Annotated in this window: 10 protein-coding genes and 1 pseudogene; 4 read left to right on the top strand and 7 right to left on the bottom strand. The window is 53.8% G+C overall.

Annotation, left to right across the window (positions count from 1 at the left end; genetic code table 11):
• Window positions 1-1691 precede the first annotated feature (1691 nt).
• The 4 genes from NMG70_RS27040 to NMG70_RS27025 form a co-directional block, all read right to left on the bottom strand.
• Entirely contained in the window at window positions 1692-1976 is a 285-nt protein-coding gene (locus NMG70_RS27040; protein WP_254027332.1) for a hypothetical protein, read from the bottom strand.
• 1322 nt (window positions 1977-3298) lie between these two features.
• Window positions 3299-4816, bottom strand: a complete 1518-nt coding sequence (locus NMG70_RS27035) for a ComEC/Rec2 family competence protein (protein ID WP_254027331.1) — start codon at window positions 4814-4816, stop codon at window positions 3299-3301.
• Between the two features lie 1004 nt (window positions 4817-5820).
• Window positions 5821-7359, bottom strand: a complete 1539-nt coding sequence (locus tag NMG70_RS27030) for a GNAT family N-acetyltransferase (protein WP_254027330.1) — start codon at window positions 7357-7359, stop codon at window positions 5821-5823.
• On the bottom strand, window positions 7334-8125 hold the full coding sequence (locus NMG70_RS27025; protein WP_254027329.1) for a helix-turn-helix domain-containing protein: 792 nt from the start codon (window positions 8123-8125) through the stop codon (window positions 7334-7336). Before NMG70_RS27025 ends, NMG70_RS27030 begins: the two co-directional genes overlap by 26 nt.
• Before the next feature lie 122 nt (window positions 8126-8247).
• Here NMG70_RS27025 and NMG70_RS33065 point away from each other — a divergent pair.
• From NMG70_RS33065 to NMG70_RS27010, 4 genes and pseudogenes are all read left to right on the top strand, one after another.
• Window positions 8248-8409 (top strand): annotated as a pseudogene (locus NMG70_RS33065) (HNH endonuclease); the annotation flags it as partial.
• A gap of 12 nt (window positions 8410-8421) precedes the next feature.
• A complete protein-coding gene (locus NMG70_RS27020; protein WP_254027328.1) occupies window positions 8422-9063 on the top strand; it encodes a hypothetical protein in 642 nt (213 codons plus the stop codon).
• A 113-nt stretch (window positions 9064-9176) separates the two neighbouring features.
• A complete protein-coding gene (locus tag NMG70_RS27015) occupies window positions 9177-10232 on the top strand; it encodes a GNAT family N-acetyltransferase (protein ID WP_254027327.1) in 1056 nt (351 codons plus the stop codon).
• Between the two features lie 29 nt (window positions 10233-10261).
• Window positions 10262-11416 carry a hypothetical protein gene (locus NMG70_RS27010; RefSeq protein WP_254027326.1) on the top strand — a complete coding sequence of 385 codons (1155 nt, stop codon included), beginning with the start codon at window positions 10262-10264 and terminating at the stop codon, window positions 11414-11416.
• 138 nt (window positions 11417-11554) lie between these two features.
• Here NMG70_RS27010 and NMG70_RS27005 read toward each other — a convergent pair whose 3' ends face one another.
• The 3 genes from NMG70_RS27005 to NMG70_RS26995 form a co-directional block, all read right to left on the bottom strand.
• Entirely contained in the window at window positions 11555-13672 is a 2118-nt protein-coding gene (locus NMG70_RS27005) for a hypothetical protein (RefSeq protein ID WP_254027325.1), read from the bottom strand.
• Window positions 13669-14436: a hypothetical protein gene (locus tag NMG70_RS27000; protein ID WP_254027324.1), complete on the bottom strand. Its 768-nt coding sequence runs from the start codon at window positions 14434-14436 to the stop codon at window positions 13669-13671. Before NMG70_RS27000 ends, NMG70_RS27005 begins: the two co-directional genes overlap by 4 nt.
• A 78-nt stretch (window positions 14437-14514) precedes the next feature.
• Window positions 14515-14898 carry a transposase gene (locus NMG70_RS26995; protein ID WP_254027323.1) on the bottom strand — a complete coding sequence of 128 codons (384 nt, stop codon included), beginning with the start codon at window positions 14896-14898 and terminating at the stop codon, window positions 14515-14517.
• Window positions 14899-15334: the final 436 nt, after the last annotated feature.

The raw sequence follows: 15334 nt of genomic DNA, 5'->3' as shown, positions 1-15334 counted from the left end.
TTGCGCCGCACGCATGGCTCTTATGCATTGGGGTCCCTCGCTAAAAGCTCAAAGAACCACCATAATTGTTGCACCGCACAATTTCGGGGTCAGGCGATGGGCAGGATAATTCGGAAAACTGGTGAATTCTTCGCCATGATGGGCAGCGCGATGAATGCTGCGGCCGCCGTGGAAACTGGCCGCCGGCCGCGTCCGGGCGATCTACGCCTGCTTGGCATCGATCCGATGCGGTTCAAACACCTCAAGTCGTCCTAGGGCAGATTGCCTCGCAGATAGCGCCCGGCCTCGGGTCCGGCAAAGGGCGGCTTTGCGAAGCAGCGGACACCCCTCCGCCTCATCAAATGACTGACCTCACTCCGATCAGGCACAGGGCGACGCAGCGCCGCACTTTTTGTTGGGCCCATAATGGGCTCAAAACGTTTTGGGCCGAGGCGGCTTTTTCGCAATGAAATCAAATGGCTTTGGTGGGCCCGGAGGGCGCATGATAACATTTGATTTTATTGGCCTTTTCGTGGGCTCAAATCAAAAATCGTCCCGTATCATTCCGTATGGTTCCGCGATTATCACCCGCCGCGACCGGACCGCAGAGCGGAACGCCCGGCCTCGCATGTCGACCACTTCAAAGGCGTCCTGCCTGTCGCTGGCTATGCCGGCTTCGAGCATCTCACCGCGAGGGGAACATCGCTCTCGCTCCTGTAGCGCGCACACCCGCCGCAAGTTCTATGAAGTGGCGCGGGCCACCAACGTGCCAATCGCGATGGAAGACTTGCCAGATCGGCGAACTCCACGCAGTTGAAGTGGGACGTTGGCGGTCAATTGCCCGCGCACTGGCCTGCATCCTGGTGTAGCCGTTCGAAACCAACTATCGACAAGCGTACTGCGTCCCCGACAGCGGCGAAAGCTGCGCTTCGAGCCAGATCTGTGTTGCGCCAGCTAGGCCCACGATTTGCGTTGTAGGGCGGTGGCTGCGCGCCAAGATAGCCGCGGTGTTTTTGCTGTCTGCGGTTCAAGCTAGCTGGCCCGCGCGGTGTGCAAATTTGCTGAGGACCGCAACGAAGAGCCCCGAGTTACAGGCGGATCGTCTACGAGATCCCACACCGTCGATGATCGGTATCGTGATCCTGGCCGTCGTTAAGCATGCGACGCCGCAAGCTCCCTTGGTCCCCAGGATTAACCGGTGAATCGCAGCGGCTTAGAACAAAAACGGTGCAGCCTGAGCGACGCGTACGGTCCATAGGATTCGTCTGAGCGTTGATTTGGGCGCTACCCGATAATCTCGATGCGCCTTTTTCGGCAGACGTCATCGAAGTCGCCTTCGTTCCATGTTGCGAGATAGTTGATCTTGAGATTGCGGTCGTCCAACATTAGCCGTATGAGGCAATCGACCATGCTTAGGGGCCGATGTTCTCGAACCCCAGCCTGAAAGGCCAATTCTAGCGCCCGCTGCCGATAGGGTGCGTCATCGATCCAGCCAATGCGCGGAGATTTAAGTTCGATCTCAACTCGCGATAGAGCAATGTGACGCCTCGCTAGTCTCGTTCGGATTGTCTCGTATGCGACCGGCCAAGGCATGACTATAGAATGGTCGTGGATGAGGTTATAGATCGCGTCCACGTCACCACGACGATCGTGTGCCTCTCGATCGTCCGCAAACGCAAGCCAGATGCACGTATCAACAATGGTGTTCGGCATTACTCTTCTTCGTCGGTTACATCGCCGTCCGGTGAGTAGCCCGTCCACGGTGCTGCCTTGCGTGTGCCAACCACAAATCGACCTTTGTTCAGCCCCGTATTTGGATGACGGTAAATCACGTATATCCGAGAGCGCTTGTCGAACTTGACCCTTTTTTTGAGGTCGGCCTTTAGCTTGTTCGGCAGGGTATCCCCATCGTGTTCGTAGCTAATAGCCGCCAATGCGTCACCACATTCCTTTGGCATTGTGATCGTCAAGCCAAGCGTATAGACCTTCGTAGTCACCCCGAATGCCGAGATCAAAGGATAGCCAGATAATCTGATGGCTCATCGAGTAGTACTCCGCTGCCGACTTATAGCCTTAGATGCGTCGCATTCCGCGTCTTACAACTACGGCCAGTAGCGAATATCGACTTCATTTTCATGAATATTGCCTTGCGTAAGAGGCACCCCGCGAGGTGCGATGAGAATCCCATCGTCGCCGATCAAAGACGTCGAGGCAACAAAGGCGCACATTACCATGCCAAGCTCCACATTCGCGGGCCCCGCCGGCTGGTCTTACTCGGGAATGCTGCCGCGCCACAAGATCAGCTTCAGATCCTCGCCGTCGCTCTCGATCAGACTCGCGTAGATCGGGGCCGGGACGAGGGGTTATTTAGCTTGACAGAGAAATAGTCGTTGCCCTTGGCGAATCGCTCTTGTTCCATGCCGCCTCGAACTCGGTGTCGCCGACCAAGATGCGGCGGCCGGCCTCTTATCGTTGTCCATTGGCAGGCCTGCCTGAAAGATATGGTCAATGGCTCCAGGGGTGCCCACTCCAGTGACGTAGTGCACGGCGAGATGATACCCGGAATACTTGCCAGGGATGAATCCATATGTCACATAGATCGCGTCAGTCACTGGTAGTCCTCCACCGTCTTCTTCAGCATGGCGTAGATACTTTCAAAGAAAGACTTCACTTATCTTCAATCAAGATAGTATGCAACAAAATCTCTATTTGGATATATGAAATGCCAGACGCTACCTAAGTTTTACCGAAACGAAAATACCAGGAACTCTTCGCAGTCGCGCGAATGACATCGATATCGCACTTACCTCTGGGGAATCTTTCCATAAGGGATCTAACAAAATTTTGTAATTTGGGTGATCTTCAGACAAAAGCGCGTCTATCCCGATACGACAGATGTCATTTCGTTGGTACATCGACCGCTTCGATTTCACCGGCACTTCCTTGTCGGATCAATATGGACCCGCCACTATCCCAAAAATTAAGCATCGGTAGCGATGCCAATAATTCTTATTCTTCCACCCGCCCTGTAGCTCCTCTTCGCGAAGACTGCATTGTTCACACTTGCAACGAAACGCCCGCTTTATCGTCGCGTTTGCATGTAAACAAAACTGAAGCTGAGACCAACAGCTCCAAGACCGCGGCCGCAAGCCACGCAGAAATCTGATGTAAAAAGCTAAAAGTAGTCCCCGCCTCAGCCACGAACACTACCGCCGCTATGAATCAGCTGCGATCGCGACCCATTGCCCCCCAGGTGACCCAGGTGAGACGGTAATGAACCAGCCAGCCAAAGAAGCAGGAACACCGGGAAGGCGTCGGGTCAAAAGCGAGATCGGAATGTCTTGACAGTCCAGGACCCATCCCCCTCGTTCATCGTCGCAGTTAAGATCTTGTCGCCGTCCGTTCGAACATTGACGAGGCCATAGATCAGCCCGCCGACAAGCCGTATCTGCGAGAGGCGCTTGCTTTTCTCGGCGGGTCTAAGACCTCCGGGTTTAGTTTCATGATATGTGATAGTGACATTCTGCAGCTGTTCAGGGTCGACTTGCAGGTTTTCGGGCGTGCCGGTTATCTGGCGGTCAATCTCTAATGTCCGCGGATGCCCGAGAGATATCGACCGCGCGAGTTCGGTCGAATAGACGAGTGGCGTAACAATCTCATCCTCTTCGATCGTCAGATACCCGGTCGCGCCGCTGGCGGCAACGATACGGGGTTTTGGATGATCATGGCCTTCCGCGTCCCCGGAACTGATGACCGTCACAGCTGGCTTAATCGCCTGCAGGAATGTGTACGATACGTCTTCGCTGCCGTGGTGGCAGGCCTTGGCAACATCGCACTGAAACTCCAGTCGCCGCCCCTCGTAGGCATCTAGCAAGGCCTGCTGGCTCGCTTTGTTGAGGTCACCGGTGAGAAGGATGCGGGCTCGCCCATAATCCAGACGGGCGAGCACACTGTTTCCGTTGGTTGTCCTGGAATCTGCGCCTAGCTTTAGCAGGCCGGGCCTTTCACCAACCGAAAATTCAACCGGGCCCAGAATGTGAATTCTCACATCGGAACCCGGCCCAAAGGTTGGCAAATACTCAGAACGATCGCTCAGGCGAGTGACGGGTGTCGGTTCTCCGTCAGCCCTTCTGGTCGAAACTACCTTTGCAATGAAGTTCCCCCAGGCGCCCTGAAGTTTCGGGCGGCTAGCCGGGTCAATCCCGTGTTCGGCGGACCCGCGGTCGTCGAGAAGGTCGACATGGAAAGTCCGGCCATTCTCTCGTTCGGTCTCGCCAAGGGTACGATCGGAACCATCTGGTTTCGTCCACCACGAGATGCCGGCATGATAGAACGCCTCTACGGTCGTTCCCGCTACATCAAGCTCGTCCTCTTGCTCTGCGTCCAGAAGGTCAGCCAGGCCTCCGTAGTGATCGAAGTCATTGTGAGAGGATATCATAGCGTCGAGTCGGACATGGTCGAGGCCATAATCCTCGAAGAATTTCCAATCAACGAAATCGGCGGCGCTCTTTCCAGTGTTCTGGGAACCTCTTGGGTGGCCGCCGTCGATCATGATATGTCGAAAGTCGGGAGTCTTAATCAGCATTCCATCCCCTTGCCCAACATCGATAAAATAGACCTCGAGCAGAGATTTTCCACCCTCAAGGGCTTCAGCATCGATCCAACCGTTTCGCTCGCGGCCTCTCGCCCGAACAGGTAGGCGTCCACCTTCCTGCTGACCAAGAAGATGCACGCCATCGCCCCAAAGCAAGAAGCCCTTGGTCTTCTCACCTGACGACTCAACATACAGCGGCGTAGAGTTCGCGCCGATGAACCGGTCGAAATTCACGTCAACCATTGGATACGCTCCACCATCAAAGTAATAGCATCACACCCCAAAAACCGGGTCGATGTAAATGATCTCAACGAGTATTTTTCGCAAATATTCATGAACATTTTGGAGCGACATCCTGGATCGGATTCCTTTCGAGCTAGTGGCGCTTGAAACGCGCCAACGAAGTCACATTACGGGTTAGAAGGTAGCCAACAGCTCTACGACAGGAAGACCGCTCATTGTACGCAACTAGTATTTAGTCGGTTAGCTCCACGAACATGTTCATTCGGCCCATAATGGGCCTTCCGATGACAGCTTCAGATGAAAGCAGGTATGAGGTGTCGAAAGTCCGTTTCCAGCTGCCTACATGCCCGTGATCGGAATAGGCGATCCTCGCCATTCCAGGCCTCAGACCCGGCCATGCCGGAGGTTCTTGACGGGATCGGGTTAGAAGGCCGCAATGCCCGCGGGCCGAGGATCCGGAGGAAACCGTCCTGTTAGCACCCCGCTGCACGCCTTTGCCGCACGCGCGTGTCATAGGCATTTCGGCTTTGAAGTGGATGCGCTAAGTATCGTTGCAAACGGGCCAACCAACGGTCACGCGCAAGATGAGAGTGCGGTGGCCGAGACAGGTGGACGGAACGGAGGTGTTGCGATGCGGAAAACCTTCCAGACCAGGCCCCTCGCACGGACCTGCGTTCTGGGATTTCCTCCGGACTGTCGTGCCCGATTTCGAGGCGTCCAAGGCGTGGCTGGAAGCCTATCAGGGCAGTCTCAGTGCTGAGTTTCTTGATGGCTAATGGCGGCTCAACAGATGGCGGCCCAGGCGGGTGCTTGCCCGAAGGAGCCGCCTAAAGATGCAGCCAATGGTGCAGCCAGCCGGAAGGCTCTTCCGAAAAGTGCACAACAACAGTTATTTGGCGGAGAGCGAGGGATTCGAACTCCGCGCTTGGATGAGCGAAACCTCCTTCTCGTCTGCACCGTGCAGCCGACCCCAGAGATGCCAACGAACGCGATCATCCGCTGCTTCATACCTCGAACTCCAAATTGGCACGATTGAGAAGCCGCGGGAGGACGTCAGACCGAATTTCATAGATCGACTGTTGCGGGTTACTGTTCACTATACCCAAATCTCGTAATTCATCCAGCCCGACCACGGGATCTATGTAGGCGGCCAAAAGATAGTTTATGACCTTTACCGGCTTTGCCGTCGTAGCCTGCCACTGCTCAAGTTGCTGCTCACTGTAGACGGATCGACCGCCCGTCAATTGCATCAACTCTCTGGTAGAGCTCGCGAATGTGACGCTCTCCAAAATGCCTAACGTCGTCATGGCTTGCGAAGGACGTTCCTTTGACGCCCCCTTGTAGAAGAACAGCAGGGAGCCCGCATCGCCGAGGTTTGATGGTGCTCGGCACAGGTAGACTTTCCGGATCGTGTTCCCCGGCCGCGTCGGACGGTCGGCCCGAGAAGCGCCGACGAAAAAGTCCGGCTGCTTAGGCTTCCATAGATCAGGGTATAAGGTGTCGTGATAGTCTTCCTTGATAGGAATTCCGAAGCCGCGAACTTGATCCGTCACAAGAAAGCGGGGGTAATTTCTCCTGGCGGCTTCGAAAACCGACATCGAGGGATCATCAACTAGCTTTGCGGACGAAAATGCCCGCTCGTAAATGAGTTCACCGTTGTCTTTCGTGCCGGCATGGATAAAGCCGTAGAACTCCAAGAGGTTCATCAGAGCCGCCTGGTCTTCGAATGTCGTCAGATACGCCAAGTCATATCTATTGCACTGAGCGTACCAAAGGACCTGCTTCAAGAGCAGCTCACCGAGTTTGACACCGCGCTTGTCCGGCGCCACTTTGAAGGTGCAAACTTTCAAAATTTTATTGGCTTTCGTCACCGCATCGGTATCCGTCGCGCTCTCGTCCTTTCGGACAATCAGGCCTGCCAATTCGTCATCATCGTAAACGACCCAACAAGGGCGGTGCTGGCGAACACACTTCTCGCGCCACCAATCGTCGAACTCCGGATATCCCTCACGGAGGCTATCGAAGAACCTGTCTTTGTGGTTGATGGTGTGAGCTTCGACCTCCGCAACATGCCTGATAGGGACCTGCTTAGGCTCGTATGTCTGAGTGAGAAGATCGACCGCGTCCCCAACAAACAGGACACGTCGGCCAAGCTCGGCCGAATGTTTGAATGCGCGCTCGTGAAGGCCTTTGTCCTGCGTGACAAGAAAATCGACCGCGTCACTTTTCAAAGCATGGAGGAGGGTGGCGTCGACTATGTCACTGGGCCGCTTCAAAGGGCCGAATTCAACTTCAAGATTGGCTTGGCTCAGGCCGCGTTGCTTGCCCAAGACCCGGTATTTTGAGATTTTGCTAAGGGAGATTCGGCGACGTTCCACATTCTTGTCGCGGGAAATGTCGTCGCGGGCGGCCTCGTGGACGAAAATCGTGATCTTGTGGGCCGCAGCAAGACTTGAGAATTTAGCGTATGCGGCTTCGACAGCGCGGTAGTCTTCCAGACCGATCAGAATGTTCGTATCAATGAGATACGACTGTTGCCTCATCTCTCAGGGCCTTTCGCAGATCGCGGCTCGCGTACAGGAATGACTGTGGTGGCTCGAAACCAAATTTCTCACGCAGTTCGGTCAGTGGAACGGAGCGGGAGAACGGCCTAACACCTTCAAAAAGCAGAGCGAATCCAAACTCTAAGCCCTGAAAATAGTTATTGAAATCACTTCGCTCGATAAATGCAGTGTCTTCAAACTCGGACCAGATTTGCTGTACGGGCAGTTTCAAGACATCCTTAATCTCTGCAATTCCGACCATCGCTCTAACTGGCGACGTGGAATAAATATAGGCCACGGTCCCACCGGGCGCCGAAACCGGGAATCGCCGGCGAAGCTCGACAGTTTTGCGTCCTTCCATAATTTTGTCCGAATATTGCGGACGAATGGAAAGCACAACATCTCGTTGCGGGCGAAACGGCTCATCTGCCAGTAGCGGAAAGACGAGTTGGTCGTCGTTACCGTATTCAATGTCAAAAGTCTCTTTTACGCGTAGAACGAGGCGAGCGTCTGCAGGAAAAACGGCATCTACGCGCAACGACGCGCCGAGAGCTTCCACGTAGCGTTCGACCGTGGACAAGTACATCTCGCCACCTTTTTCCAGTTTTGAAATGGCAGCTTGCTGGACGTTCATGCGGGCAGCCATTTCGGCCTGCGTCAATCCCGATAGAAGGCGAAGTCGACGCAGATCGACACCGCCAGCAGGCTCTTGGCGCGGTTCGGTCGCGGCCGAGGCTTCGATAATTTTTCCTGCTAGTTTGTCCATACCATGCTACTCCGTGTTGCGGAGTGCTAGCTCGAACAGATATTCCTTGCAAGGAATATTCTCGTTGCACGCTCTGCCAATTGGATTTAGGCTGCGATTTCGTGAGAACTTCGTGTCACTTTATGGGGGTAACTAACTTCATCCAATGTCTATTTTGTCGTGGGGATGCGACGAATTCCCGCTCGGTCGAGCACATAATCCCCGAATCACTTGGTAACATTGACCACACGCTGCCACCTGGCATCGTATGTGACCGCTGCAATAATTACTTTGCACGTAAGATCGAAGGTCCGCTCTTGGAGACGGAACATTTCCGTCATCTGCGTAGCGTGATGGCGATCGGGAATAAGCGCGGCCGTATCCCGCCGATGAGCGGTTTTGTATCCCATTTGAAAATGCCAGTGAACGTATGGATGGACACATCCGCGATTTTCGTCGAGCCGAAGGATAGCGGTCGCGCGGGTGAGTTTGTGCGTTCTCTGCTTGAACGCCCCCAAGGCACTTTGTTCGTACCCTTTCCGGAAAAGACGCAGCTTGAGCCGCATCTCATGTCCCGCTTCATCGGAAAAGTTGCGATCGAAGCCCTTGCGCTAAGAGTCATGCACGTCGAAGGGTGGCGTGAGGAATTGCTCTCGAACGAAGGCTTAGAGCCTTTGAGAAGATTCGTTCGCGTCGGAGAGAAGCCCAAAGAGTGGCAATTCTGCCGCCGTAACGTCTATCGCTTTGATCAGCGGTTTCGTGATGGAACGAATGTCTTCGAAACGCTACATGAGTATGACTTCGTCTATACTGACCAAAAGCTACTGTTTTTTGTGATGGCAATATTTGGCGAAGAGTTTGCGATTGACATGGGCAACCCTGAGATACAGTCCTATGAGACCTATCTGCAAGAGCAAAACGGAGTGAGCCCTCTCTACCCGGTTTGCCCCAATAGATAGGTGGAGGCTTCAGCTCCCTTTGAGAATATTATTCTCCACTTCAAATTGTGTCCGCGTACTGATTTATTCGCTGCGTTGGTATGCTCTATTTCGTACGATTCGGGGGAAGGCGCATGGGGCAGACTTTACGCCCGACGAAATTCAAAGACGTGGATCTGAACGACAAGTTCTTCGACAGTTTGAAGGCGCAATATAAGGAATTTTCAGACTGGTTCATTAGAAAAGCTGCTGAACCGGTGTATGTCATTGACGGTGACGGCGGACAGGGAGTTCGGGGTTTCCTCTATATCAAGGTCGAGACGGGGGAGATCACAGACGTTCAACCGTCTCTGCCTGCCAAGCGCCGACTCAAAGTTGGAACTCTTAAAGTAAACGCCAAGGGTACGAAGCTTGGTGAAAGGATCATTAAGCGCATCTTTGATCACGCCATCCTCGAAGAGGTGTCTGAGGTTTACGTGACCGTTTTCGATACTCACGTCTCTCTTATCAACCTTTTCAAGCGATTCGGTTTTGAACAAAGGGGCGTAAAAGCCACGCCCAATGGGGAAGAGCTCGTTCTACTCCGCTCATTCGACACCTTGGCGAACGACATCGTCAAAGATTATCCCCTCATGCAGACGGCCGGAAAATCGAAATGGTTGCTGGCCATAAAACCCGAATTCCATACTGATCTACTGCCGGACTCGATCCTAAAGACAGAAGATCCAGCTTCGGAAGCTGATGTTCCTCATACCAACTCGATTCACAAAGTTTATATCGCCGGCCTCTCTCTCAACCGTATGAAGCGAGGCGACCTCGTCGTCATTTATCGAACCACTGATATCCAAGGGAAGGCATATTACCGGTCTGTAGCAACGTCCGTGTGCGTGGTCGAGGAAACCTACTCACGCAAACATTTCAAGGACGCAGATGCATTCGTGGCATTCGCGAAGGACCATAGTGTGTTCAGCGAACAACAGCTCAGGGACCGATATGCGAATGGGAAGCCGTTGTATGTTGCGAAGCTTACCTACAACGCCGCTTTCGTGAAACGCCCAAATCGTGCGGCTCTGCTGGATATTGTAGGCATCACCACCCAGCCCAAGTGGGATCTGCGGGCGCTTACCGACGCTCAATTTTCAAGCATACTAGATTTGGGCAAGGTCGAAGAAGGTCTCATCGTCAATTAAGCTCTGCGCTATAAAAGGTCTGATGCGAGATGAACGGCACTTTGGCGATTTGGTACGAACCGGATGAGAATGGTAATTCCTCCCCGCTAATTGATGCCGAGCCACAGCCCCCAAACCTAGAGATTCACTTCAATCTCTGGCGAGACAACCCTTCAAAGACCAATTTTCTCGACATCGGCCTTCGGTTATCGGATATCGATTTGGTCAAACGCATCTACCTGTATTTTCCTGTAGCGCTTCAAATCGAACAGTTTCAAGATCTGAGCGATGTCATGGCCTACGGGCAGACGCTGGACGCGGTTTTCAACATGGTCGTCGAGGTCGGGAGCAAGACTGATCTGCGGTACGAGACGACAACCAATGGCGAACCGTTCGTGACCGTTCACAAAGTGAAGGTCGGGGACGATCTTATACTTACGCCAGTCGAAGACGGCTTAAAAGGGCCTGGTTCCACCATCACACTCACCGAGAATATGTGCAAGCGCCTGCGGGCGGCTGGGTCCAGGTCACAGTATATCCGGCTCCGGCTACACCTAACAGGTAAATCCACATCGCTATTCACCCAGGAGATCGTTGGGCAAGAAAAGATATTTGTCAGTTCGTCACAACGACTGGAGTTGACGGAACTCAGACTGAACGAACAGCGTAGCTTCCCGCATTCGATCGCCAAGCGGGCCTCTGCCAATCCATTTAAGATCGCCCGTGTGCATTATTTCCTTATACGTGAGCTCGGCCATGCACTTGTTACGCAGCATGCCCCACTCCGAAAGGTGCGCAGGCTTGAAGCAAAACTATGGGCCTCTTACCTGCGCGGTCGCGAGATTGCCGCCCGAGACGCAGCCGAAGAGGAGCGGCTTCTTTCTCGGCTGATAATCTATCATTGGCGAGAAGGCTCGAAAGAGGAGCCAATTCAGGACTTCACAGCATTCGCAAGTTTCCAGGCAAGCGCCCCGGGCCTCCTTTTTTATATGATAGGGGTCATCTTTCTCGGTGCAATCGGAAGTGCGCTAAATGACTGGGGCAAAATCTATTGGGGTGTTACGGTAACAAGTCTACCATATTGGTGCGGAGGGCTGGCTCTGCTATGGTTAGTTGCACGAAGCGGTGTTTGGGGATGGCTTGAAGGACGAGCCAGTTGGCTTTGGCGGATCTGCACTAAATCGGCAAAACGCCTAATGCAATAAGGATCAAGCGCCCTGCCTTATTTCTTTTAATAGTACTACTTAATTCCAAAGTGTATCTTGCGGATATGCAACCATCTGCTTGAAGCCGTGCCGGCTACCTCAGCGACAACTCCTCACTTAGGATTTCAAGAAGTTTAATTATTCTTCCGAGAACATCGCTGGCCCATTTTGATCAACCCTTAAGATAAACGATCCAAGTTTGCTGAATTGATCAGGAAGCGGAATGTTAGATCCTCTCGAAACTAACCTGAGTTTTAGCTCACACCCCAGCTCAGAGGTTTTCAACCTTGAGCTCGCCAGAAAGGCAATCTGCCCTAATCCCGGATCCTTCAATGCAGTAAACAGGCGTTCGGCGTCATCCACCTCCGCCATGCCCCTTTCCATAGCGACGCGGCAGATGAGAGCGACGTGCAGTGTTCGACTTTTGCTGACCATCCAATGCGACATGCGTTTCAGTTGTAACGCGTGAAGCGACCAGACGGAATCAGCGGCCGGGTCGAAACAGCACAGGTCTCGGGGTGTGACCAAAAGATCGCCGTACCGTTCAAGTCGTGAAAGCACCATCCCGGCATTTGCATCCTCGACAAGTGCCAGCTTGTCGATGTTTTCAATATTGAGGTCCAGAGGCTGATTATAGGAAGTCCGTCCGCCACGTGGTTTGTCACGGAGGATCTTCAGCTCCACATCCATTGCTGACGCATGCAAGTTGAGACGTTTTTCATGGTTGGTTTCGACCGCAACCACAGTTTCCCATCCACGTTTACGCAAGATAGTTTCGATAATTTTGCAATGGGACTGCCAGCGGTATTCATCGTCGACGTTACTATCGATCGCCGCAAGCAAAGCGGCGTCGATCGGCTGCTTCACCCGAGGCTCCTTAGGTAGATCTTTCCAATCGAGTTGTGGAAAGAGCACCCTGGCAAATTCATAAGCCCTCATTGAGGGGGCTGTTTCCATGGCAAGAAACGCTACTCCAACAGTAGTGTCTAATTTCAGCTGGCGGCAACGTTCGTAAAGTTGGGCTAAGGCATCAAGCATTTTCTGGGGACCGAGGCCTCGCGCACGCATGAATGCGCAGGCTCTGGATGGGAAAATCCATTGGCTGTCTCCGTACCAACTCGGAGACATTAGGTTTACGGCGTCCCGGAGTTCTCCCGAAAACGTGTCGCGGAGAAAGCCCGGCGGACTTTGTTGTGTGATAACGACGGTGGGATGCGGGTAACGTGAAAGAGCCTGCACCTCTGAGCGTGAAAGATCCTTCGAACGTCCTGCTCTAACGCCCAATCCTAACGGTCGCCTGTGGTGAAGCTCCGGAGCGCCATCGAGGATAGCACCATATGCATCATCAAGCAAAAAGGTGACGTACGAAGGAGTCTCTGATGCCAAAACGTCGCCAATGAATTCGCGCGATTTATCTTGCGGATAAATTCCAATAGAATCATACCCGCCAGATCGATTAGGCTCGGAGAATGGAAGCGCGTCGTCCGCTAAATAAATGAGTGCGCGGGCTTGTGGCGATGCGTCCAGCGCGTCGCGGGTGTCGCGAGCTTCTTGAAAGCGAAATATCCAATCGCCGTTCGGCTCTTCGTACAGATCCGGAAGCTCTGCCAAACAATTCCGGACGATCCTTTCCAAATGGACCCGAAAAGTCCCCCCACTGAAGTTCGCCGAAGAGCTAAATCGTATGGCAACTTCCGGCTCTCTAACCTGAGCGGCCAAGGTTGGTATCGCACCGCGCTTGCGTCCCGCCGTGAGATCCGATTGTTGGTTCAACCATGCTGCCTTTATATCTGGGATGAGGATTGCGATATCTCGCCATCGTCGAGCAACTTCAGCGTTCTTCCGCCTCAGATCTGCAAAAATCTTCGCGGCGAGATTGTTCCGGTCCTCTTTCAGGCCAAGGAAGTCAGTGACCTCGAGGGCAAGCATCGGCCTCGCCATTAGGAAGGGTCCCCTTAAGGCATTTTTCAACTCTTCGCGCCGCTGTGTTCCTCGTCCTACCAGAACACCATCTCCGAGCCCAAATGCCCAATGCGGCCGATCCCCGACACGGCTCTGCCCTCTTAATGTCGGCAAGATCTCGGTCTCTTGCGGATGCAAAGGACTATATCCAGCAACACGGCCATTGCTTGATCGCTCTTCAACCAACAGAGCGTTTGAAGCCGGACTGAAGAAGACCGGAATCAAGAAGCCCGTCTTCTTTCCCAGCGGATCAGCGACACCAACTAGCTCGCAATCGTTGATCAAGTCGATCATGCGAACTGTCCTTGATCGGTCAAAAATGTCTCGACACGCTCATATAATGCCTGGGCAAACGACAACGGGTCACTTCGTCCGTATGTCTTGTACGGCAAAGGGACCGCATTAGAGCAGTCTTGCAACGCTTCCTGGATCTCTGGATCGCTTAAGAGCGCGGACGGCCCGACTATTGCCTTGAGAGCCGTCTTCAAAGACACCCCTTTCGAAAACTGCAACTCAATAGTTCCGCAGCGGTCATCAACAGATCGGATCGACGGATCCGCGATCAATCTCGCGTAGGCTCGCGAAGTGACCCTCGTTATTGGAATGCTACGCTCGTTCAGCGTGGGTTGCTGCTCATAGTAGTTTCGATTTGTATCATAGAATGCGCCAACGAGTTGCATAGGTGCGAGTGCCGAGCTGCCCAACTCAAACTCGTCGAGCTTCAAACCCGGTCCGAGCAGCGGCCTGTAGCGGTCGAATCCTCCACTGTCAAAAGGAAGCACCCGAGCAGCTGAAGCTAACAGCGAGGGCTCCAGTATAAGACACACAGGGGCCAACTCAATCATTCCACTGGGGCCGATCCCGGTTGCCGGCTTATAGGCGGGCCGACCGTAAAACATGTAAAGGAGATCCGTTTTGTAGATAGGGCACTGGGTTGTCCCAAGAGTTCGCTCCTCGAGCGCCTTCATCGTGGACAATGCGGTTGTGCAGTGCATTAAATGCATGTCTGGACCTGCAGGTTTTGCCTTGTGGATGAAGTCGCTGATCGAGACAGGCATTCTTGGCTTTCGCTCTCCAATTTTGGCCGACCATAACATCGCTTGAATTCAACAACAGACGGGATCGGCCCCTTTTTCTTAGATGCCCACTCGCCAGCTTCGCAACCACTTTGAACTGCGGTGGCCGGTATCCTGCTCATCGAAGACTTGCTGTGGCGAATGGAGACTGTCCCTTCCTCTCAAGCCATCCCACTGGGCCTGTTTTCGTGGGCTCGTAGACTGGCAATTTGGCACCGAGAGAATCCCCCACGCGCGAAACCTCCCTCCCGTTATCTCCCGCAACCCCGGCTCGCGAACAAGCCGACGCCAAGTGAATAATTGCTGCGGAGTCAATTCGTGACGCGGCGCGACAGCGTAGACCGCTTCGCCTGACTCGTAACTCTCAGCGGCGATCTCAGCCTTACGCTCGTCGCTCCACTCACGCCGTCGGCCGCTGCCCGTGAAAACCTCGAGCAGACGCACCGGCCGTTCATCGCTGGACTTTATGCGTAAGCTGCGAAATCGACATCTGTCCAAGCCCTCGTTTGGGTTGCAATAACCCACTGATCCGGAAGGTGAAGTGCGGTCAAAACGCCGTTTACCCTCTCTCAGCTTATCCGCAGGATAAGCGACACGATCTGCGCTGGCGGCCAGCCCCCTGCTTTGCACCTGTTGATTTTGGAATTTGGTCTTGTGCCGAGGATTTACAGGCCCGAAAATCGGAATCGATTTTCGGAAAGCACGATGCGTAGATGTTCGCGACGGCGGGGACCGCGATCCTCTTTTTCAGCGGCTGCTCCGGTTCGGGCCTTGGGATGCCGGGTTCGCCGGCCTGGTTTGCCACGACACCGCAGGCGGAACAGGCAACCTATTTCCGGAACCGATGCGTCTCTTACGGCTTTGAGCCAGGAACCCCAGC

Origin of the sequence: Mesorhizobium ventifaucium (assembly GCF_935822925.1) — a bacterium.
GTDB classification, from domain to species: Bacteria; Pseudomonadota; Alphaproteobacteria; order Rhizobiales; family Rhizobiaceae; genus Mesorhizobium; species Mesorhizobium ventifaucium.
This window is presented reverse-complemented; position numbering and strand designations above follow the sequence as displayed.

Excerpts from the sequence above, each read along its gene's own strand:
- NMG70_RS27035 (WP_254027331.1), bottom strand. The coding sequence starts at position 4,816 with ATGGTTGACGTGAATTTCGACCGGTTCATCGGCGCGAACTCTACGCCG.
- NMG70_RS27030 (WP_254027330.1), bottom strand. The coding sequence starts at position 7,359 with ATGAGGCAACAGTCGTATCTCATTGATACGAACATTCTGATCGGTCTG.
- NMG70_RS27025 (WP_254027329.1), bottom strand. The coding sequence starts at position 8,125 with ATGGACAAACTAGCAGGAAAAATTATCGAAGCCTCGGCCGCGACCGAA.
- NMG70_RS27015 (WP_254027327.1), top strand. The coding sequence starts at position 9,177 with ATGGGGCAGACTTTACGCCCGACGAAATTCAAAGACGTGGATCTGAAC.
- NMG70_RS27010 (WP_254027326.1), top strand. The coding sequence starts at position 10,262 with ATGAACGGCACTTTGGCGATTTGGTACGAACCGGATGAGAATGGTAAT.
- NMG70_RS27005 (WP_254027325.1), bottom strand. The coding sequence starts at position 13,672 with ATGATCGACTTGATCAACGATTGCGAGCTAGTTGGTGTCGCTGATCCG.
- NMG70_RS27000 (WP_254027324.1), bottom strand. The coding sequence starts at position 14,436 with ATGCCTGTCTCGATCAGCGACTTCATCCACAAGGCAAAACCTGCAGGT.